Raw genomic sequence first — 19,868 nt, forward strand, 5'->3', positions numbered from 1 at the left:
CGTTGACGCTTACGGAGCTAGTGCGAGCGTCCTCGCTGGCTAACAACCAACAACGATAACCAACAACCCACAACCAACGGCTAAACGCGATAACATATCAGAAGGAATATACTCTACTCTAGTTTGAGTGTTTCAACCCTGTTGAGTTTTTATGAGACGTAGAACCAAAATGGCACCTGCTAAATCTTCGCTATTTAATTACACGGCTTTAGCAGTAATTGGCGGGGTACTGATTTTAGGAATTGGGATTGGAATTGCGATTAGTTCCACCACCACCTTAAACCCATCTAACGTAGCCTCTAGCCAATTTATTGACCAAAATGCACCGAATACCGAAACCTGTATTAAATTTGGTGCCAGTGCAATGGTCACGGATCTGCGTGTCTTTGTCACCCTAAACCCCTTCAATGTCTATGTCACACAGCCCAAACTCCAACCCGGATGTGTTCTGCGTACCAGTAACTGGGCGATTTTAAAACAACGGAATCTGCTCAATAATGAACAAGAGCGAGATTGTAGACAACGCATGAATACCTTTGGATTTACGGGAGAATTAGAAACTAATCCCACCATTAACTGTATTTATCAAAACGACGGTGCAGCTAACCTGTTTATTAACCAACCTGGAAGCATTCAACCGCCCACAAGGTCAGAAACAGAGCGATTTTAAATTGCTTAAGGGAACAGGGAATTACGAATTACGAATTACGAATTACGAATGGGGAATGGGGAATAGTAAGAGTTTACCTCCCCCGCTCCCCCCGCTCCCCCTGCTCCCCCTGCTCCCCCCGCTTCCCCTGCTCCCCCTGCTGCTTCCCCTGCTTCCCCTGCCTCCCCTGCTCCCCCTCCCCCTCTGCTCCCCATTCAACTGAATACAAAATCAAAGACCAATTACATACTTTTGCCACTCTTTATTCATACCGCTTTTAACGTGCCGAGTTACCTCAAAATAGAGGCTGCTATGGGGTTTACGCGGTGGGGTACGCAAAGTCATTCCCGCCTCTTTGGGGGTGCGACTGCCCTTTCTGACATTACAGCAAACACAGGCGGAAACCAAGTTTTCCCAGGTATCCCCGCCCCCACGAGATCGGGGAATAATGTGATCTAGGGTTAAATCCTCGCCGCCGTGACCACAGTATTGACAAGAGTGGCTATCTCGGTGCAATATATTCCTTCGGGTGAGGGGAATGTCTTTATAGGGAACCCGAACATAGTGGCGCAGTCTAATCACGGTGGGCAGTGGAAAATCGGGGAGAAGGAATTTTCCATTATGCTCAACCTGCTCGGCTTTTTCTTTGAGTAATAAGACAACCGCCCGTCGCCAAGTCGTAATATTGAGTGGCTCATAGGAGGCGTTCAATACCAAAACACTACCCATTGGCTGGATTTTGCGATAAGATTTGACCGATATTAACACAGCTTAACGCCTTCAGGGGTTAAACGACAAAAATATGGTGAGTGGAAAATCTATTTCTATTAAAAACACGACTTTGCTCAATTCGGAGATAGAAGTTGGGATTCGTCAACGGGCGTGGGTGGAAGTGGATTTGGATGCGATCGCCGAAAATATCCGTCAGCTTAAACGGTTATTATCCCCCCAAACCAAATTAATGGCGGTGGTCAAAGCCGACGCCTACGGACATGGGGCGGTTTCGGTGGCGAAAACCGTTGGTCAGGCGGGGGCACAGTGGTTAGCCGTTGCTACCCTTCCAGAAGGGATAGAATTGCGGGAAGCGGGTATTAAGCAACCGATATTACTCTTGGGGGCGATCCATACGGCCGAAGAAGTGCAAGCGATCGCCCATTGGCAACTTCAACCCACTTTATGCACACCTCAACAGGCACTATTATTCTCAGAAACTTTAAATCAATTAGATCAATCTTTAGCCGTTCAAATTAAGATTGATACCGGAATGTCACGGTTAGGAACTCCTTGGCAACAAGGGTTAGAATTTTTTAAATTAGTTCAACGATTACCTAATTTAGAATTAGCTGGAATTTATTCCCACTTTGCCACGGCCGATAGTCCCGATCCCACGGTGATGCGCCAACAACATTATCGCTATGAAAATGTAATTAATGAAATACGAGATCATTGGCAATCGGATTCCGATCTGAAATTCCCTTTATTACATATTGCCAACTCGGCGGCGACCTTAGCCGATAGTCATTTACATTATGATATGGTGCGAATTGGATTAAGTCTTTATGGTCTTTATCCTGCAACTCATTTAGCATCTGTAGTTACTTTAAAACCCGCGATGCAAATTAAAGCCCGGGTCACACAAGTTAAAACCATCGAAGCCGGAACAGGAGTCAGTTATGGCTATCAATTTATTGCCAAAAAACAAACCAAAATTGCCGTGATTGGAATTGGTTATGCCGACGGAATTCCTCGCAATCTTTCTAATAAAATTAAAGTTTTAATTCGGGGTCAATGGGTTAATCAAATCGGCACAATTACCATGGATCAAATTATGTTAGATGTGAGTGAAATTCCCAATTTACAAGTCGGGGAAGTCGTTACATTATTAGGTAAAGATGGAGAATATTCGATTTCTGCCGATGATTGGGCGAATACCATTGGTACAATTTCATGGGAAATTCTTTGTGGATTCAAACATCGACTTCCCCGTGTTAATATTATGAATAAATAGTCATTTAGGATATCTTTTGTGGTTCATCATCACTCCCATGATCATTCCCACAGTCATGCTCCAAAAACTTATACCCGGGCGTTTCAAATCGGTATTGGTTTAAATATTGGCTTTGTGTTGATAGAGGTTGCCTTTGGATTAATGACCCAATCCCTGGCACTACTGGCCGATGCCGGACACAACCTGAGTGATGTTCTGGGGCTGTTACTGGCCTGGGGTGCTAGTTACCTGGGGCAGCGTCCGCCCAATCAAACCTATACCTATGGTTGGCGGCGATCATCAATTTTGGCCGCCCTACTCAATGGAATTCTGCTGCTGCTGGCGATGGGAGGCATTACCTGGGAAGCCCTGCGCCGACTCCAAGAACCCACTCCCGTGCCGGGTATGACCCTAATTTGGGTCGCTGGGGTGGGAGTCGTGATCAATACCCTGACCGCCCTGTTGTTTTTCTCCGGGGGCAAGAAAGACATTAATATTCGGGGTGCGTTTCTGCACATGGCGGCCGATGCCCTGGTTTCCGTGGGGGTGGTGTTGGCGGGCATAGCCATTTTACTCACGGGGTGGCTATGGTTTGATCCTGCTATTAGTTTAGTGATTGTGGTCGTGATTGTGGCAGGGACTTGGAATCTACTGCGGGATGCCCTAGGATTAATTTTAGATCGGGTTCCCAAGCACATCGAACCCCTGGCAGTACGGACTTTTCTGCAAGAGTTACCTGGGGTGGCACAAGTCCATGATCTTCATATTTGGGGCATGAGTACCACAGAAACAGCCCTGACTGCCCATTTGGTGATGCCCGAAGGCTGTCCAGGAGATGGCTTTTTAGCCCATATCAGTGAGGAATTGCATCATCACTTTGATATCGACCATCCTACCCTACAAGTGGAAACCGGGGATGAGCAGTATCCTTGTCCCCTAGAACCTGACCATCTTGTTTAAGACCAACGCTTACAGCCCAGCCTATTCCCCCTTCCCTATTCCCCATTCCCTCTAAATACTTTGATTTTGTAACCAATTTGCAGCATCTATTCCCGATTTTAACGCCCCTTCAATTTGATTTCCGCCACACCAGTCCCCCGCACAAACTAAGGGTAATGGAGTTGTATTGGTTAAGCAAGAAACGCTTAAAGGTGTTCGACAAAAAGCATAACGCCAGCGATGAATTTGCATCCATTCAGGAGTATCTAACCATGGTAATAAGGTATTTGCAGCTTGGTCAATTAATTTTTTTCCGACGGCGTTTAAATCAGTTTCTTCTAAATATTGTTGAGCAAAATTACTATTACTTTGAATAACAAAAACAGGCTGGGTAGGATGCAAGCGTTTACTGCTATCTATTCCCACCCAAGCTAATATTTTATCATCCAAGAAAGTTACCGCTTTCCAATCTGGAATATCTGGATTATGTTCTTGAGAATAACCTGCTATTACCGTAATACAAGGCTCATAATCAACGGATTTTATCTTATTTAAAAAAATAGATTTAAACTCAATATTAGAGGATTCTAATAACATCAATGCTTGGGGGGCAGGAATGGTAATAACCAGAGATTTTGCCGTTACTATTTCAGGTAATTCTGGATTGTTTTTATCGGTTAATTCTATATGACATTGCCAAGTATTTTCTGTTGTAATTGTCACAGATTCAACTCGACTATTTACCTGAATATTTAAGCCCTCCGCCATAAGTTTTCCCACGGTACTCATTCCAGAAGGCATGATATAATATGGTTGAGAAATAGCTGGAGGTTGGAGTTGATTTTGTTTAAACTCATAGAGAGTATTTGTCCAAAGTTTTAATTGATTTTCTAAGGGTTCACAGGTGATTAATTGTTGAATTAACTCTTGTAATAGTTCCCCTTTCGGTTCCAAATAACGCACCCCATGATCTGCACGAGTTCCTGATACTCGTCGGGTCGCCATCCGTCCTCCCACACCCCTTGATTTATCTAAAACAATAACTTTATATCCGGCTTTTTGTAATTGTTGAGCGCAGGTTAAACCCGAAACTCCCGCACCAATGACCGCGACATCAAATATTATTGAATTCATGGGTATTGTTAATTCCTTATATCTCTCTTTAGAACTTATATCTATTACCCTATATTCCATAGTAGAAGGGAAAAGCTAAAAACAAATACTTCCCCCTCACTTCTAGGTTTAACCCGGAAAGTTTGTGAAGGAGGAAATAATCCCTTGATGCCTTCCCTCCTCCATTTATTAGCCTCTTAATTTCTTTGTGGTTATTCTTATTTCACTAGATTTGTGGGGGTATTTTATCCCCTAAAGTTATAACTGAGCCCGAGCTTCTTTAGCAACAATCTCGACTTCATCCTCTGCTAATTGTTTTAACAGAGTTTCAACTTCCCTCCCCCCTAAACGACTCAACGCTTGAGCGACCCGATAACGAATTTGCCAGTCTGAATTGGTGATATAGGGAACTAATAAAGGAACTGCCCGTCGGTCACCTAATTCTCCTAATGCACTAATAGCAACGGTTTGAATTAAAGTATTATCATCTTGAAGGGCTATTTCTAATAAGTCAAAAGCTCGAGGTTCTTCGATGACTCCCACCGCCGCCACAATACTCAGTTTAACTAACCATTCTGGCGTAGTATTATAGAGGTTTTGTAAATCATCAAAGGCATCCTTAAGTTTTAAAGCCCCTAACGCATCCGCCGCCGCTGCTTGCACATCAATTTCAGGATCATTTAATAGGTGATGGTGTAGGATTTGATAGGAGGTTTCTAAATTCTGCTCTCCCAAAGTTGCCATCTGACTCACCGCAGCATATCGTACCCGACTATTACTATCTTTAATCGGGACTTGAATTAACTCAAAAGCGATCGCCGGAGGCAGTTCTCGGAGTTGATTGACACCGCGTAAGCGATCGCCAAAATCGTCAGAACTTAACAACTGCTGAACAGATTCAGGGGTAATTGTCATAAAAATTAAGGTTTTGAAATGAAGGCTCTAAATCATTTTGAAATGATCAGGATAATATCATATTTTTTGATATGAATAGATCAATATTTTCTTAAAAACTTGGCAAAAACCAACATCAAGCCAGAGTCGAAACCTCCTGTCCCGACCAGCCTTGTTTTTATTAACGAAATCCGAGTGAATTTTAACCCTGCGCCGTTGCCATCACCCGCATAATATCGCCACAGGTAAGAATCCCAATCACTTGACCGGAATCATCCACCACGGGTAAACGATGAATGCGCTTTTCATTCAATAACCGGGCGGCATCGGATAAAGATTTATGGGGGGTAATCGTAATAATCGGGGCAGGAGTCATCACTTCCCCGACGGTTTGGCCTAATGCCTTATGCAATTCCTGTTCATACCGGGAAAAGTTTTCCAGGTAGATAATACTATCAAGGAACGTAATATAAGTAGGTGGAGTCACACCACTTTCTTGCCACATCAAATCCGTTCCCGAGATAAAACCCACCAAATGACCGGATTCATTTACCACAGGTAAACAACCAATATGTCTTTCCACCATCAGTTGCAGCGCTTCTCTGAGTGGCATCTCTGGCTTAACCAGGATGGGATTCGGGGTCATCACCTCAGCAACAGTCTTGGGCATGATTTCTGCGTGTTTGTTAAACTTTCCAATCCCCATCATATCAGTTATTAGCTGCAACCGCCGCATCCCAAGCTAAGACAAAAATCCGCCCCATCAAGCCACTAAGCCTGTCGAGATAAGGACGGAGCTTTATTCCCCCATTTTTGGGAAATTGGATTGAACAAAAATTGTCCAACCTATTCAGGACTAGATTCGGAAGTCGGATTACGAATTTGTTCCGCTTCGGGACAGTCTTCAGAAATGGGTAGATCAAAATAGCACTTGGGAACAGAGGCTAATTTCTGACTCACTGATCCAATACTATCTATGCGGATCATTTCTTCCCAAGAACAGACCTCATCCTCCTCATCTGTTTCATAACGTAGCGTGACTAGATCTCCCTCAATGTCTGTAATTCGAGCTTTCTCAATCCAACGTTGCTGATCTCGTAAGAAAATGGAGATTTCCCGACCGTCACAACAAAGTTGATAAATCTTGCGATGTAGCATTTTTTACTTTTCCTGAGAAGTTCGCTGGCTGATCTGAATTTTACTTGTGAACCTAAATATTTAAAAGGTTTAGCAGGATACCCAAGCACCTGGAAGTATACCGGATTACAAGGTGATCAGTCTAGTCAAAACTGTTGTCACTCCATTTTAACCCGTAACATAAATTTAGCTTCCATAAAGCCTAAATAAATTACCCCGTACTGGTTGGTTGTTTGATTGTTGGAGGGTGGGGAATAGGCAATCTTGCTATGGGTGATGGAAAGAAGGTAACCTGTAGGTCTTGAGTTCTGCGACCGCGATCGCTCCTATGGTTTTGTTTTTGATGGGTGACTCAAATTTGGGATTGCTAAGTACCTAAACAAAATTAATTGCATATTCTTGACCTAAATTTTCCAGCACTTTTTTCAGATATTTAATTAAGCTTGACCAACTGGCATAAGCATCGACTTCAATCCATTCATATTTAATAAATTTCCATAAGATTTCAATTAAATTTAGCTTAGGTGAGTAGGTGGGTAGCCAAAATATTTTTAAATTCTTTTGCTCCCATTCGGATAATTTGGAGAGAAAGCGATCGCTGGTATGAATTGAAGATTGATCGAGAACAACCACAGTAGGTTTAGTTAGACTATCACTAAATTTATCTAAAAATTTAATCACCGTTTCACTATCAATTGTTTGGAGGTAAATTTCCGAAAATAATTCATTTCTACAATTCATTAATCCCAGCACATTTATTCTTTTACTTTGAGAACTTTTGAGAATTATTGTTGAATTTTTCTCTTGCCAACCATAAGGAATGTAAGGCGTTAACGAAAATCCACTTTCATCTAAATATCTTAAATCAATTTCGCCTTTTTTATCTTGTTCTTTCAGCTTCAATAATTCTGGTGTTTTCACCTCTAACTCCCATTCATCAGGGGTTTTGCTTAATCCCCTTTTCATTCTTTTCCATCTCATATTCAACTTTTTTATCATTCTTTTTATGGTTTCTTTACTCACCTTAATTCCCCAGTTTTTATGAATTTTTATAACCACTTTATTGAGATTTTTAGGTTCGGCTTTTACCCACTCTTTTACTTCTGCTATTTGTGATGGGCTTAATTTTGCTTTTCTCCCCCTTCCTTTTTCATTATATAGACCGACAAATCCACTTTTTTCCCATCGAGTCACCCAATTATATAGAGTTCTTCGGCTGATTCTAAATATTGTTATTAGTTGCTCGGGAGAAAACCCCTGATAAATCAGGATTATACATTGGGCTCTATTTCTTACTTGAGGAAATTGGCTTGAGCAACTTATTCTGTTTAAAAATACTAAGAAAAGTTTTCGGCGAATATAATTCGCTACTACACAAGCGAAGTTCACCTGCGTGGACTAATGAAAAATTAAGGCTTCTGAACCCACGAAGGTGGGTTTGGTCTGTGTAGACGCGATTTCTAATCGCTAAAATAGAAATATAGCAATCCCAATGTTACTGAGCGAAGTCGAAGTATTCCCCATTCGTAATTCTCAATTCGTAATTACCTGTTCCCCCATTCCCTTTCCAGAAAGATTTTTCCATAGCTCAGGATACCTGTTAAACTTTTCACCAGAAAGTTCTATAGTGCTACGCGCTAGGGAACAGGGAACAGGGAACAGTAGGTTATGAACAGGTTACAAGGTTTAGGTTTAGTATTGTCCTAACCTTAATTGGTAGCGCTATAGCGTTATGCAGAGGCATTATGTTAGAACCGTTAAATCTAATCATCAATCACTCGCTATGGTCGGCGGTTAGGGTTATTTTTACTATTTAGACTGAACTGCAAGCAAAATTTCTAAGGGAGAAGATAGTATTTTTATGGTTTATGCAGAATATTTAGGTCAACCTTCTATTTTTGAATTAGCCCGTACTGGAGATTTAAGGGCAATTAGCGATTTAATTAACACCTATCTCAGACCCGAGGGGATCTCGGCCAGGGTCGCGCCCCCCGACCGTAAAGGCTGTTTACCCGTCCTCGTCGAGTTCCAGCAAGAACCCATGGCCGAGGGCATTGTTAAGTTTATCTGTCACCTGCTGTGGAAACTCAACGCCCCTAACCTAGAAGGGGTAAAAATTGCCGCCAGGTATCAAGGAGATGGGGAGATTCTCTGGAAACAATCGGTGCGACTGGTGACTCCGGCCAATCGAGTTTATCGAGGACAAGGACACCGACGGTGGTTAAATCTGGATGGGATTAAATTTAAAACCCTGCGGCTGATGTTTCTCATGGGTTCGGCCGTTTCTGCCTTTGTCTTGGGCTGTTGGGTGAGTTATTACGAAGTCAGAGCCGAGGTATTCCCCCTACCGAAAAATCCGGCTCAAGAAAATATAGCCCTGGTCGCACCGCCACCCAAACGGTCTGATACCGTCCAAGCCGCCCTAGAAGTGGTTCCGGTGGTGCAACAGGAACAAGTCAAAAATCCCCAAGATCCGACGGTGACTTTAGTATTTGGGGGAGACGTCACCCTGTCCGACCACTTTGAAGATGTGATTGGGACGAACTACTCCCTACCCTTTGCCCAACTCCCGGAATATCAGGATGCCGATCTGGCGATGGTGAACTTAGAAAATCCCCTCACCCGTTCTACCCTACGCCGTCCCAACAAACAGTTTAATTTTAAAGCCGATCCAGAAGCTGTCAAGGTATTAACAGAAGGGGGAATTGATATTGTCAATCTTGCCAATAATCATACGATGGACTATGGGGAACCTGGGCTAATGGAAACCATCGCAACTTTAGACCAAGCGGGGATTAAGACCGTGGGAGCAGGTCGAGATATGAAAGAAGCCCGTCGGCCCTCGATTATTGAAGTTAAAGGTCAACGGATTGCCTATTTAGGCTATTATGATGCCGACTTTCATGCAGCCACCGAAACTTTAGCGGGAACCAATCCCCGTTATGATCAGCAGGTAGCCGCCGATATTAAAGCCATCCGAGATCAAGTGGATTGGGTGGTGGTTAACTACCATTGGGGTGTAGAACTGGCGGAATATCCGGGGGACTGGCAAATTGACTTAGCCCGATTTACGATCGATCAAGGAGCCGATGTGGTGATTGGTCATCATCCCCATACCTTACAGGGTGCGGAAATTTATAAAGGTCGGCCGATTGTTTACTCCTTGGGGAATTTTATTTTTGGGGGGAATAGTCGTGCGGATTATGAAACGGCCGTGCTCAGAGTTGCCCTAAACGCTAACCATCAAATGAAGGTCGAGTTTTTACCTGTGGAAGTCACCCAATATCAAGCTAAGGTGATTTCAACCCCAAAGGGCGAGGATATTATTAAGCGGGTGGGGCGACTCTCCCAAATTTTTGATCAGCCCATGCAGTCCTCCGTCGTGTTAGACACCCCGCAACGACAGATTAAACGGGTGGATGCCGCCTTAACCCCAACGGCAGAACCGACTTTGCCCCTAGTGACGGAACCTAAGCCAGAAATTCCATCGACGGCGACGGAGATAGTCCCATCGGAACCGCCGAAAACCTTGTTTTCCGAACCCATGCAGTCTCCAGTTATTAAGCAGTCAGGATCTATATCACAGACCGAATCCCCCTTACCTCCTAAATTAGAAACTAAAACGGCAACCCAGGATGATCTCAAACCCTATATTGATCAACCTTTTATTAAAGATCCGTTTATCTCCCTGCCTTCTTTTCCCCAAGCACCCGTCCCTAGCACCCAAAGTTACCGGGGTTCTGATTTCCCAATCTCGTTTCAAATTGCCATTCCTAAGCAGCAATCTGTAACAACGGAATCAGAAGTTTCTGTCTCGAAAATGGAAAGGGGATCTCACGCTGAAATTGATCTTCCTTTGAAAAATCGAGAGTTTGATCAAGCCATAGGCTAAGATCCTAACGGTTACCCCTGGTGAATTTGTTTGCCTGTCCAAAGTTTATTTATTCCTAACTATTACTGTGTTTGCGATCGCACTAAAGCCCCATCAACAATATAAAACCTACGTCCTGTCTGACCCGACTACCCAGTCGAGCCTAGAAGTTGTGCCCGAAAGGGGCGGAATTATTACCCGTTGGCAAGTCGAGGGTAAGGACTTACTGTATTTGGACAGTGAACGGTTTGCTAACCCTGAGTTAACGGTGCGGGGCGGAATCCCGATTTTATTCCCCATTTGTGGGAATTTACCCGATGATACCTACACCTATCAGGGTCAACGCTATACCCTCAAACAACATGGTTTTGCTCGAAATTTGCCCTGGACAGTAGCACAACAGGCGACAAATCAGGGGGCATCGATTACCCTGGTCTTGCAAAGTAATCCCCAAACCCGTTCAGTTTATCCCTTTGATTTTGAAGTGGAGTTTACCTATACCCTCAAGGGTAACTCTCTACAGATTTTCCAACGTTATACGAACCTCTGCGGGACAATGGATAGTCTACCCGCCCAGACCATGCCCTTCTCCACGGGGTTACATCCTTATTTTTTAGCGGGGGATAAGGAGCAGTTGGCTTTTGAAATTCCGGCGATGCAGTACCGAGATCAACGTAGCCAGAAAACCCATGTGTTTACGGGACGGTTTGATCCCTTGGAGGAGGAAATCGATGGACTGTTTAATCCATTAACCGGGTTAGCCACCACCACCATTGACCACAGTCGTCGGTCTAAAATTATCCTTGGCTATAGTTCTGCCTATTCGAGTGTGGTGTATTGGACACTCAAGGGTAAAGATTACTATTGTTTGGAACCTTGGACGGCCCCCCGCAATGCCATGAATACGGGAAAATTATTGACCTATCTCAAGCCTGGAGCCAGTTGTGAGATGCTCGTTCACTTGAATGCCACATTTTTTTAAGAAACCCCTTGTCAACCCAGAAATGTTGTGTTACTATTAGAAACTGTGCGTGAGAAAAGGAAAAACGCGCGGGTCGCTAACTCAATGGTAGAGTACTCGGCTTTTAACCGATTTGTTCCGGGTTCGAGCCCCGGGCGACCCATATAACAAATAAACATCGAGGATGGATGGGAATTCCCTCTGTCAGTTCGTGCGTTCCCGAAACAATACGGGTATTCCACAACTGAAAAAATAACAAATTTCTGATCAGAGCCACCGGAAATTACCAAATTGTCTTAATATTGTTTTAATTAGTTACGACCTCGGAACAAATTTACAAAACAACGACTTAGGAGGCAATTTTATGGCGCTCGTACCCATGCGGCTTTTGCTGGATCATGCGGCTGAAAATGATTATGGACTTCCTGCATACAATGTGAATAACATGGAGCAGATCCAAGCCATTATGCAGGCTGCTGAAGAAACCAATAGCCCTGTGATTTTGCAAGCTTCTCGCGGTGCTCGTCAATATGCTGGTGAAAGCTTCCTGCGCCACCTGATTTTAGCGGCGGTGGAAACCTATCCCCACATCCCCATTGCCATGCACCAAGATCACGGCAACTCTCCCGCCACCTGCTATTCTGCCATGCGTCATGGCTTCACTAGCGTGATGATGGATGGTTCCCTCGAAGCCGATGGTAAAACCCCTGCCAGCTTTGAATATAACGTGGCTGTCACCTTAGAAGTGGTGAAAGTGGCTCATTCCATTGGGGTTAGCGTTGAAGGAGAACTGGGTTGTTTGGGTTCTCTGGAAACCATGCAAGGTGACAAAGAAGATGGTCACGGTGCAGAAGGGAAATTGACGATGGAACAGTTGTTAACTGACCCCGACCAAGCCGTTGAGTTCGTGGAAAGAACCCAAGTAGACGCTTTAGCGATCGCCATTGGTACCAGTCACGGGGCTTACAAATTCACCCGGAAACCGACTGGTGAGATTCTGGCCATTAGCCGCATTGAAGAAATTCACCGTCGCTTACCGAATACTCACTTAGTCATGCACGGTTCCTCCTCCGTTCCTGAAGATTTGTTGGAAATCATCAACAAATACGGTGGTCAGATCCCTGAAACCTACGGGGTTCCTGTGGAAGAAATCCAAAAAGGAATTAAGAGCGGTGTTCGGAAAGTAAATATTGATACTGACAACCGTTTAGCCATTACCGCAGCCTTCCGGGAAGCAGCCTTTAAAGATCCTTCTAACTTTGATCCCCGTCACTTCCTGAAACCTTCTATCAAATATATGAAGAAAGTTTGTGCGGATCGTTATAATCAATTCGGTTCTGCGGGTAATGCAGATAAGATCAAAGTTCAAACTTTAGATGAGTTTGCAGCTAAGTACGCTAAAGGTGAATTGAGTGCTACTACTAAAAAGGCTGTTGCGGTTTAATTAATAGACCCTGATTTTAGTTTTAAAGCGTCTAAGTTGATGAATTGAAAGCCTGGTTTCTTAAAAAAGAAGCCAGGTTTTTCCTTGTAGTAAGCCCTTCAGGGCTTAATTCTGATTTGATACTCAGTTATTAAGATTTCCGTCCTAGCAAAAAGGGGGGATTTCAAAATCAACTTTGCAAGATAGCATAGAAAGGGAAGTTTTAACATCGTTAAAATTAAACCTTTGGAGCGACTGACGGGTGTAATATATGGGGCAAAAGCTCAGACAATCAATGGAGCTAAAGTGGAGAGTGCCAATTGCTATAATAGCTTTGATAGCATTGGGAGTTATGGCTTATCTTGCTCACAGTTTTTCGGTATTGACTGCATTTATACCGATTGTTTCCGTGTTAGTGGCTTTTTTCAGTTCTCTAATGGCGTTAATTTATTATCAAAATCTCCAACATTTAAAACAGAAAAATGCTTCCTTAGAGGCGCTATTGCAAAACACGAAAGAAAGGTTTCTACTAGAAAAAGATGATCTGGAAAAACAACTGAAAACAACGGTTGAAAAATATGACAGGGTGGAATCTAAAAATAAAGTTTTGGAGGAGATGAATCATCGAAAAGATGATTTTCTTAGGCAAACATCCCATGAGTTAAGAACACCGATGAATGGGATTATTGGTTCCTTACAACTCCTATTGGATGATTTATGTGATGATCGAGATGAAGAACTGGAGCTTTTAAAACAAGCTCATGATTCTTCCCTCCATCTATTAACGTTAATTAATCAGGTTTTAGACTTAGCTCGAATTGAAGAAGGTCGAATTTCTTTTGATATTAAAACTATTGATTTACAAGCCTGTTTAACGGCTGCTATTTACCTACAATTTTCTAATATTCGTCAAAAAGGATTACGACTCTATAAACAGGACTATTCTCACCGAATTAAAGTCAAAGCTGACCCGACAAAACTTAAACAAATTTTCATTAATATTATTGGGAATGCGATTAAATTTACAGACCGGGGGAGTATTTCAATTAGCACAGAAATTCGTCACGGTAATCATCCTCAAACACAAGAGAGTGAAGAAATGGCTGTGATTACGATTAAAGATACGGGAATTGGGATTTCACCTCAAATCCAAGAAAAACTATTTCAACCCTTTGTTGTGGAAGATGAATCCCGAATTAATGCCCTAGGAAGTACCGGATTGGGATTAGCGATTTCCAAAAATTTAGTCGAAATGATGGGAGGTAGAATTCAATTAGTCAGTCCAGGGAAGAATCAAGGAACTCTGGTTGAAATCTTTTTACCCTTAAGTGATGGAGAAACCTACAATTCAGATTTAACCTAATAAACTAACCTCAAGGAGTCTGGAAAAAGAGAAAAGAAGATGTTAATAATTGTTGGGGTTGAATATTTTCTAAAAAGCCAATAATTTGACCTGTGGCTTGAACTTCAATTAAAGTTCCACCACCGAGGGTACGTTCAATACTGGGAAATACTCCTCGCACGGCTTCTGGGGGAATGGAGGTCAAACGCAACTGAGCAAAAGAAGGAACTCCATTAACAATAATTACATCTTCTCCGGGGGTAAAATCCGTGATTATATCTGCATTAGTGGGAATAAAACTGGATGAAGATCCTGTATTTTCGGGAGGAAAAGCGCGAATTGAAAAGTTGTCAACCCCAAATCCTCCGGTTAACTGATTTATCCCTTTATCTCCGGCCAGATAATCATTTCCCGCCGAACCCAAAAGGGTATCATTTCCCTGTCCTCCATAAACAGAATCATTCCCATCTCCTCCATTAATATAATCTGCACCTAAATTTCCTTGGATAATATCATTGCCATTTAAACCAATTAAAGAATCGTTTCCTTTCCCTCCAAATAAACTATCATCTCCAGCCCCTCCCGATAGGGTATCGGGTTCTTCTAAACCATAAATGGCAAAGTTAAAGGGGGCGAGAAAGGGAGAGACCTCAATATAATCTGGGCCAGTTGTTCCAATATATTGACCCTTTCTATTGACATCTTTTTGGGTAATCGTAATAATATTAACCCCCACCAAAGAAGTTGTAGTTCCTGTGGACATTGGCACAGGTTGTGGAACAGATAGAGATGAAAAATCTGGTTGCATTGTCATAAATCGACTCTCCCGAAAACATTAAGGCAAAGGAAATCACTGGGTTTAAATAGTATAAATTATTTTACTATAAAATCAGTAAAATAGGATTGCTATAGGCAATTCCGCTTGAGAAATTTTTGGGATAAACTCATGAATCATGTATGATTTCTTTTTGTTCTTGTTAGTTAGGTTCAGGGAAAAATTCAACAAAAAATGCAGAGGGTTTCAAAAGCAATAATATCTTACGGGGAATGATCCTACCCTGAATTCGGAGCAATCTCGACGAGAAAATGAAAATTTTTGATGATTGACCCTGAAATTCTGCCCATAACAGTTAAGATTTAAGGAATAGTCGGGACTCGCGTTTGCAAATGAATCCAGAATCCACGCTCAATCAGCTTAAAGCCTCCCTTCCTGATGGTCAACTGCCCTCTAGTTATGGTGTCTACTTCAAAAATACCCTAGTTGCCTTGTGTCATGCCCTCGAAGATCACATTTTGCAAAATAGTGATGCGACAACGGATCAACAACCTCTAGTATTAGTCACATTTCAGGAGGGAAAATGGTATCTTCAAGAGGCTGAACGGTATTTTGATCTGGTTCAATCTTGTCGCCATGTTGTGATTAGTGCCGTTGGGGATGGTGGATTTTTGACCCATCGCACCGGACAATTAGAGAATGTTTCTTTAATTAATTTAGACCGTTCTGATAGTTTGGTGATGGAGTGGAATTTAATTATTTTGGCTCCCGGTTATACGACAATGCTATTGTGCCATGAATTGATGGCAAATGAATATGCCCATCATAGTAAACCTACGATTGATAGCGAACGAAAATTTTATGGATTATGGACATTTGATCAAAAGTTGGTTCGTAAATCTGCTGAAATTTTAATTGAGCGGTTTCGACCCTATAATCCTGAATTAGCGGATAGTTTATTGGCACAACATCAGCAAATTGTAGCGACACCTTATCATCAAGTTCCTGATTTAACCAGCGTGGTTTCTCGGATTGTGAGTTATCTACAATCTTCTCAACAGGAATTAATTACGGTTAACCGTCAAACCCGAGAATTATGGGAATTAGAAGGGCAAGCAAAACGAGTCAGCCGTAATATTAGTGCCAATAAATTACAGGCATTTTTAAGAATGGCACAACGGGTGGATGAACGGGATCGCGATAACCCCTGTGCTTCCTTACAAGTCGCGGCTTTATCGGAAACCATTGGTCAAATTTTAGATCTGCCAACGGTGACCTTGAGACGGTTACGGTTAGCGGGATTATTATATAGAATTGGGTTAGCATCGGCACCAGATGAGGTGTTTAATCAAACACCGGAAGAAATGGATGATGCCACGAGAAAGTTTTGGTCAGAACGGACATTAATTGGGGCTAGATTATTAGAATCTATGCCAGAATTATCGGAAGTTCGGGAGGTTGTGTATCACTATTTAGAACATTGGGACGGCACGGGCAAACCCAATGGTTTAAAAGGAGAAGAAATTGATATTAAATCCCGAATTTTAGCGGTGGTGGCTTATTTTCAAGCCTTTATTCAACCCCGAGGTAAACGTCCGGCTTTAAGTTTAACAGAGGCGTTAGAAAAATGTCAGGAGTTGAGTGGCACGAGATTTGATCCAACTTTAGTTGAATCACTAAAAACCGTTGTAAAATTAACTGAAATCGGCTTAATGCAGTTACCTGAAAAGCCTAGTCAATTGCCGAACGTGTGGTTAGAGGAGGAGTTAAATCCTCAATCTAAACTGCAAAAATAATCTGAACTTTAAGTTGTTTCAATTATCCCTAATTATGACCATGACTCGCACTCTATCGGTTGATTTTAATGCCCTCAAACAAGGAGCTATTAAAGATTTGACTAATATGAATTTATCCGGTATTGATCTATCCGGGGCTAATTTGGCACAGGTGAATTTATCGGGTTCTAATTTGTCGGGAGCTAATTTATCCGGGGCTAATTTACAAGGAGCGCAACTCCGAGCTAATTTAAGAGGGGCTGATTTATCGGGAGCAAATTTGCAAGGGGCTGACTTGAGAAATGCTGATTTAAGGGGGGCAATTCTATTCGATGCGGAGGTAAAAGAAGCGAGTTTTGCTGGAGCTTTTTTAACTGGAGCCACCTGTGGAAATTTGGATTTAAGTGGCATTGATTTAAGGGGTGCTGATTTACGCGGCGTGAATTTATTCCAAGGAATTTTATATCAAGCGGATTTGAGAAATACTAATTTATCCGGTGCAGATTTATCTCAAGCCGATTTAGAAGAAGCAAATTTATCCGGTGCGGTATTGCGAGGAACGAATTTAGAACGGGCTAATTTACTCTGCGCGATTCTTGAACAAACCTTATTTTTAGGTGTGGTTTTAGATGGCGCTTGTCTCGAAGGAACAGAGTTAGGGAATTGTTGACGGTTTCTATTTAATTGGGTCTAAAATTTGTTACATTGTGATGATTATAATTAAGCAGTTAGGGAGGATCTATGCGGTCAATTGAACAACTGACAGAAGAACTTTTATCTCTCCCTATGGCATCAAGGGCGCTTTTGGCAGAAAAACTCGCAGAAAGTTTAGAATTCGATACCGATCCAAAGATTCAGGCAGCTTGGACATCTGAGGCCCATAAACGACGTAACGAGATCCAAAGCGGTGCTGTGCAAGCAATTCCAGGGGATAAAGCCTTAGCTCAAGTGAGGATGTTGCTTGACCAATGAAGTATGTATTTCATCCTGAAGCACTGGCTGAATATGCTGAAGCCGTCCAATACTATGCAGAACAAAATTCCGAAGTAGCACAGGCATTTATTAATGTTATTGAGGATGCAGTTTATCGAATTAAAGAATCTCCGACTCGGTGGGCTGTACTTGATGAAAATGTTCGGCGATGTTTGACGCGCAAATTTCCCTATAGCATCCTCTATACGATCGAGCTAGACTACATTTTGATTCTAGCCGTGACGCATTGCAGTCGAGAGCCGGGGTATTGGAAAAACCGCAAATAATAGTCGTAGAAAACTAATATGGAGTTTACATGGCAAGGCAACCAATTGTTCTCAATGGAATAGAGTTCAAATTCCGGAAAGCTGAGGATGCACAATTTCAAACAACTCTTATTGATATAGAGTTAAAGGATAAATTTCGACGATATCATCATAAAATGGCACAGCTTAGGATTATTAAAGCTGAACGAAATCTTAGTCTTGGAGGATCTGAGAGAATTCTGAAGATCCGTAATCCTGTGTTGATTCCTATGGAAATCATAGGTGACTTCAGCACTTTAGAAGCAACTTGTCAGGAGCGAACAGAATATGAAAGTTAAAACATTAAAAAAGCGACTTGATCGCAATCGTCCCATGACCAGCGTGACAATTCGCATTCCTGAAGATGTCGTCGAAGACCTCAAACGGGTTGCGTCACTATTAGGCGTTTTAGGATATCAGCTATTGATTCGCGCTTACATCGGTAATTCTCATCCAACCTTTATCTATGCGATAAGCATTACTGATTGTTACAAAACTTTATAAAAAGTTATAATAGGCAAGTCAGCTAACGAGCAATAGGAATGGTACAGGCTTTGTTTGGAAGCACTTCTTTTCAGAATCAAAGTGGCGATCGCCTTGTCAGCAAGGCGGTTGGGGCTGCGATCGCAGCTTTATTCAAGCGTTCTGAAAAAATTGAAGCCAACGTTCGGGCGGAACCTGTAGCCAAGCTTTTGCAGGGAAGCGTCGATGGTTTCGATTTTATTGGCAACGGGATGCTGATGTACAATGGCCTCCGCATTGCCGTCATGGAACTCTATGTGCAGGCGGTGTCCATTGATTTCAGCGCGATTTTCACAGGCCAAGTCAAGTTACGACAACCGACTCAAGCCAGTTTGCGGGTGGTATTAACGGAGGAAGACTTGACTGACTCTTTTAACACCCCCTTTGTGGTAGAAAAACTCCAGCGCCTGCAATATCAGGGAGAATCCTTAACCTTTACAAAAACCCTGATGACGGTTACTCCTGAGAAAAACCTTAGAATTCAATCGGGAATTCTACTAGGAAATTCACAAGCACCCGTCCAAGTTGATTTCACAACTCAGGTGGAGGTGGAAGACCGTCAGAAAATCCGATTTGTTGATGTTCAATATCAGGGAAATCAGGAGGAAATTAACCTGAGTCAAGCTTTAGTAAACCATGTAAATGATTTATTAGATCTGGACAAATTTGCTTTAGATGGAACCCAATTAAAGGTAGATAGACTGCGAATTCAAAACAATTCCCTGATTTTTTATGGGTCAGCCCAAATCAATCAATTTCCCAAAGGAAAGAAAAGCTAAAACGTTGTTAATTTACCGTTAAATTTGATTGCTGGAGGAGAATTGTTCAAGACCATTACTTTTAGTTTAAAGTCGGGAAAAGCAAGTGTTCTTCCCGACTTTCATCTTGAAAGTAAAGCAATAAGCACCGAGGATATTGACAACCTCTCTGTATCTTCGTGTCTTTGTGGTTAAATTAATCTTAACCCCTATTTATTCTCATCTTCCTGATTCACTTTAGGAATATAATCCGGTCTTTCTTTATCTTCCCAACCCGGGGGACGCTTAGAGTTATACCAAGCAATTGATCCAATACTCACCGCCGCCACAAATCCGACAATCAGCACTGCAATCGGAATCCATAGAGTATTACTACTTGCCATAATGTTGATTTTTCCTTAATTATAATGATACCCTGACCATTATCTCATTTTTGGTTAACTAA

The 19,868-nt window shown here is 42.3% G+C and carries 22 protein-coding genes and 1 tRNA gene; 15 read left to right on the top strand and 8 right to left on the bottom strand.

The window, feature by feature from the left end; genetic code table 11:
* Positions 1 to 151: 151 nt before the first annotated feature.
* The gene (locus AC2D3N_RS09360) at positions 152 to 670 is read left to right on the top strand and encodes a DUF3172 domain-containing protein (RefSeq protein WP_079677587.1); all 519 of its coding nucleotides are present in this window, start codon (positions 152 to 154) and stop codon (positions 668 to 670) included.
* A gap of 210 nt (positions 671 to 880) precedes the next feature.
* On the opposite strand, the gene AC2D3N_RS09365 is transcribed toward AC2D3N_RS09360, so the two are convergent.
* A complete protein-coding gene (locus tag AC2D3N_RS09365) occupies positions 881 to 1,378 on the bottom strand; it encodes an HNH endonuclease (RefSeq protein ID WP_079679230.1) in 498 nt (165 codons plus the stop codon).
* Positions 1,379 to 1,451: 73 nt separating this feature from the next.
* Between AC2D3N_RS09365 and alr the strand changes: the two genes are divergently transcribed.
* Positions 1,452 to 2,657 carry an alanine racemase gene (alr, locus tag AC2D3N_RS09370; RefSeq protein WP_484693445.1) on the top strand — a complete coding sequence of 402 codons (1,206 nt, stop codon included), beginning with the start codon at positions 1,452 to 1,454 and terminating at the stop codon, positions 2,655 to 2,657.
* Positions 2,658 to 2,675: 18 nt separating this feature from the next.
* Positions 2,676 to 3,596 carry a cation diffusion facilitator family transporter gene (locus tag AC2D3N_RS09375; RefSeq protein WP_484693446.1) on the top strand — a complete coding sequence of 307 codons (921 nt, stop codon included), beginning with the start codon at positions 2,676 to 2,678 and terminating at the stop codon, positions 3,594 to 3,596.
* A gap of 51 nt (positions 3,597 to 3,647) precedes the next feature.
* Here AC2D3N_RS09375 and AC2D3N_RS09380 read toward each other — a convergent pair whose 3' ends face one another.
* The 5 genes from AC2D3N_RS09380 to AC2D3N_RS09400 all read right to left on the bottom strand — a co-directional run bounded on the left by AC2D3N_RS09380 (position 3,648) and on the right by AC2D3N_RS09400 (position 8,078).
* Entirely contained in the window at positions 3,648 to 4,709 is a 1,062-nt protein-coding gene (locus AC2D3N_RS09380; RefSeq protein ID WP_484693447.1) for an NAD(P)/FAD-dependent oxidoreductase, read from the bottom strand.
* A gap of 237 nt (positions 4,710 to 4,946) precedes the next feature.
* Entirely contained in the window at positions 4,947 to 5,603 is a 657-nt protein-coding gene (gene nblB / locus AC2D3N_RS09385; protein ID WP_484693448.1) for a phycobilisome degradation protein NblB, read from the bottom strand.
* 181 nt (positions 5,604 to 5,784) lie between these two features.
* Complete coding sequence (locus tag AC2D3N_RS09390) at positions 5,785 to 6,252, bottom strand: CBS domain-containing protein (RefSeq protein WP_484693449.1); 468 nt, start codon at positions 6,250 to 6,252, stop codon at positions 5,785 to 5,787.
* 176 nt (positions 6,253 to 6,428) lie between these two features.
* On the bottom strand, positions 6,429 to 6,740 hold the full coding sequence (locus AC2D3N_RS09395; protein ID WP_079679223.1) for a DUF6679 family protein: 312 nt from the start codon (positions 6,738 to 6,740) through the stop codon (positions 6,429 to 6,431).
* Between the two features lie 354 nt (positions 6,741 to 7,094).
* Complete coding sequence (locus AC2D3N_RS09400; protein ID WP_484693745.1) at positions 7,095 to 8,078, bottom strand: IS630 family transposase; 984 nt, start codon at positions 8,076 to 8,078, stop codon at positions 7,095 to 7,097.
* A gap of 502 nt (positions 8,079 to 8,580) precedes the next feature.
* Between AC2D3N_RS09400 and AC2D3N_RS09405 the strand changes: the two genes are divergently transcribed.
* The 5 genes from AC2D3N_RS09405 (at position 8,581) to AC2D3N_RS09425 (ending at position 14,337) form a co-directional block, all read left to right on the top strand.
* Positions 8,581 to 10,611: a CapA family protein gene (locus AC2D3N_RS09405; RefSeq protein WP_484693450.1), complete on the top strand. Its 2,031-nt coding sequence runs from the start codon at positions 8,581 to 8,583 to the stop codon at positions 10,609 to 10,611.
* Between the two features lie 67 nt (positions 10,612 to 10,678).
* On the top strand, positions 10,679 to 11,572 hold the full coding sequence (locus tag AC2D3N_RS09410; protein ID WP_484693451.1) for an aldose epimerase family protein: 894 nt from the start codon (positions 10,679 to 10,681) through the stop codon (positions 11,570 to 11,572).
* Positions 11,573 to 11,642: 70 nt separating this feature from the next.
* Positions 11,643 to 11,714: transfer RNA gene (locus tag AC2D3N_RS09415), tRNA-Lys, on the top strand.
* A 201-nt stretch (positions 11,715 to 11,915) separates the two neighbouring features.
* A complete protein-coding gene (gene fba / locus AC2D3N_RS09420; protein ID WP_079677099.1) occupies positions 11,916 to 12,995 on the top strand; it encodes a class II fructose-bisphosphate aldolase in 1,080 nt (359 codons plus the stop codon).
* A gap of 331 nt (positions 12,996 to 13,326) precedes the next feature.
* Positions 13,327 to 14,337, top strand: coding sequence for a sensor histidine kinase (locus AC2D3N_RS09425; protein ID WP_144017651.1), 1,011 nt, complete (start codon positions 13,327 to 13,329; stop codon positions 14,335 to 14,337).
* A gap of 10 nt (positions 14,338 to 14,347) precedes the next feature.
* Here the strand turns inward: AC2D3N_RS09425 and AC2D3N_RS09430 are convergent, their stop codons facing one another.
* The gene (locus AC2D3N_RS09430; protein ID WP_079677098.1) at positions 14,348 to 15,130 is read right to left on the bottom strand and encodes a calcium-binding protein; all 783 of its coding nucleotides are present in this window, start codon (positions 15,128 to 15,130) and stop codon (positions 14,348 to 14,350) included.
* A 353-nt stretch (positions 15,131 to 15,483) separates the two neighbouring features.
* Between AC2D3N_RS09430 and AC2D3N_RS09435 the strand changes: the two genes are divergently transcribed.
* The 7 genes from AC2D3N_RS09435 (at position 15,484) to AC2D3N_RS09465 (ending at position 19,444) form a co-directional block, all read left to right on the top strand.
* A complete protein-coding gene (locus tag AC2D3N_RS09435; protein WP_079677097.1) occupies positions 15,484 to 16,887 on the top strand; it encodes an HD domain-containing phosphohydrolase in 1,404 nt (467 codons plus the stop codon).
* Between the two features lie 34 nt (positions 16,888 to 16,921).
* Entirely contained in the window at positions 16,922 to 17,536 is a 615-nt protein-coding gene (locus AC2D3N_RS09440) for a pentapeptide repeat-containing protein (RefSeq protein WP_484693452.1), read from the top strand.
* Between the two features lie 71 nt (positions 17,537 to 17,607).
* Positions 17,608 to 17,838, top strand: coding sequence for an addiction module protein (locus tag AC2D3N_RS09445; RefSeq protein ID WP_484693453.1), 231 nt, complete (start codon positions 17,608 to 17,610; stop codon positions 17,836 to 17,838).
* Entirely contained in the window at positions 17,835 to 18,125 is a 291-nt protein-coding gene (locus tag AC2D3N_RS09450) for a type II toxin-antitoxin system RelE/ParE family toxin (protein WP_484693454.1), read from the top strand. The genes AC2D3N_RS09445 and AC2D3N_RS09450 overlap by 4 nt, the downstream gene beginning before the upstream one ends.
* A gap of 29 nt (positions 18,126 to 18,154) precedes the next feature.
* Positions 18,155 to 18,442, top strand: a complete 288-nt coding sequence (locus AC2D3N_RS09455; RefSeq protein WP_484693455.1) for a hypothetical protein — start codon at positions 18,155 to 18,157, stop codon at positions 18,440 to 18,442.
* On the top strand, positions 18,432 to 18,647 hold the full coding sequence (locus AC2D3N_RS09460) for a hypothetical protein (protein ID WP_484693456.1): 216 nt from the start codon (positions 18,432 to 18,434) through the stop codon (positions 18,645 to 18,647). Before AC2D3N_RS09455 ends, AC2D3N_RS09460 begins: the two co-directional genes overlap by 11 nt.
* Before the next feature lie 38 nt (positions 18,648 to 18,685).
* Positions 18,686 to 19,444, top strand: a complete 759-nt coding sequence (locus AC2D3N_RS09465) for an LmeA family phospholipid-binding protein (RefSeq protein WP_079677093.1) — start codon at positions 18,686 to 18,688, stop codon at positions 19,442 to 19,444.
* A 188-nt stretch (positions 19,445 to 19,632) separates the two neighbouring features.
* Here AC2D3N_RS09465 and psb35 read toward each other — a convergent pair whose 3' ends face one another.
* Entirely contained in the window at positions 19,633 to 19,806 is a 174-nt protein-coding gene (gene psb35, locus AC2D3N_RS09470) for a photosystem II assembly protein Psb35 (protein ID WP_200816687.1), read from the bottom strand.
* Between the last annotated feature and the right edge of the window lie 62 nt (positions 19,807 to 19,868).

Source organism: Planktothrix sp. PLAVEN19ND, assembly GCF_057220675.1.

What these genes read in the sequence shown, in the direction of transcription:
- AC2D3N_RS09460 (WP_484693456.1), top strand. Translation starts at nt 18,432, where the DNA reads ATGAAAGTTAAAACATTAAAAAAGCGACTTGATCGCAATCGTCCCATG.
- AC2D3N_RS09450 (WP_484693454.1), top strand. Translation starts at nt 17,835, where the DNA reads ATGAAGTATGTATTTCATCCTGAAGCACTGGCTGAATATGCTGAAGCC.
- AC2D3N_RS09440 (WP_484693452.1), top strand. Translation starts at nt 16,922, where the DNA reads ATGACCATGACTCGCACTCTATCGGTTGATTTTAATGCCCTCAAACAA.
- fba (WP_079677099.1), top strand. Translation starts at nt 11,916, where the DNA reads ATGGCGCTCGTACCCATGCGGCTTTTGCTGGATCATGCGGCTGAAAAT.
- AC2D3N_RS09435 (WP_079677097.1), top strand. Translation starts at nt 15,484, where the DNA reads ATGAATCCAGAATCCACGCTCAATCAGCTTAAAGCCTCCCTTCCTGAT.
- AC2D3N_RS09425 (WP_144017651.1), top strand. Translation starts at nt 13,327, where the DNA reads ATGGCTTATCTTGCTCACAGTTTTTCGGTATTGACTGCATTTATACCG.
- AC2D3N_RS09380 (WP_484693447.1), bottom strand. Translation starts at nt 4,709, where the DNA reads ATGAATTCAATAATATTTGATGTCGCGGTCATTGGTGCGGGAGTTTCG.
- AC2D3N_RS09360 (WP_079677587.1), top strand. Translation starts at nt 152, where the DNA reads ATGAGACGTAGAACCAAAATGGCACCTGCTAAATCTTCGCTATTTAAT.
- AC2D3N_RS09455 (WP_484693455.1), top strand. Translation starts at nt 18,155, where the DNA reads ATGGCAAGGCAACCAATTGTTCTCAATGGAATAGAGTTCAAATTCCGG.
- AC2D3N_RS09445 (WP_484693453.1), top strand. Translation starts at nt 17,608, where the DNA reads ATGCGGTCAATTGAACAACTGACAGAAGAACTTTTATCTCTCCCTATG.
- psb35 (WP_200816687.1), bottom strand. Translation starts at nt 19,806, where the DNA reads ATGGCAAGTAGTAATACTCTATGGATTCCGATTGCAGTGCTGATTGTC.
- nblB (WP_484693448.1), bottom strand. Translation starts at nt 5,603, where the DNA reads ATGACAATTACCCCTGAATCTGTTCAGCAGTTGTTAAGTTCTGACGAT.
- AC2D3N_RS09395 (WP_079679223.1), bottom strand. Translation starts at nt 6,740, where the DNA reads ATGCTACATCGCAAGATTTATCAACTTTGTTGTGACGGTCGGGAAATC.
- alr (WP_484693445.1), top strand. Translation starts at nt 1,452, where the DNA reads ATGGTGAGTGGAAAATCTATTTCTATTAAAAACACGACTTTGCTCAAT.
- AC2D3N_RS09430 (WP_079677098.1), bottom strand. Translation starts at nt 15,130, where the DNA reads ATGACAATGCAACCAGATTTTTCATCTCTATCTGTTCCACAACCTGTG.
- AC2D3N_RS09365 (WP_079679230.1), bottom strand. Translation starts at nt 1,378, where the DNA reads ATGGGTAGTGTTTTGGTATTGAACGCCTCCTATGAGCCACTCAATATT.
- AC2D3N_RS09405 (WP_484693450.1), top strand. Translation starts at nt 8,581, where the DNA reads ATGGTTTATGCAGAATATTTAGGTCAACCTTCTATTTTTGAATTAGCC.
- AC2D3N_RS09390 (WP_484693449.1), bottom strand. Translation starts at nt 6,252, where the DNA reads ATGCCCAAGACTGTTGCTGAGGTGATGACCCCGAATCCCATCCTGGTT.
- AC2D3N_RS09465 (WP_079677093.1), top strand. Translation starts at nt 18,686, where the DNA reads ATGGTACAGGCTTTGTTTGGAAGCACTTCTTTTCAGAATCAAAGTGGC.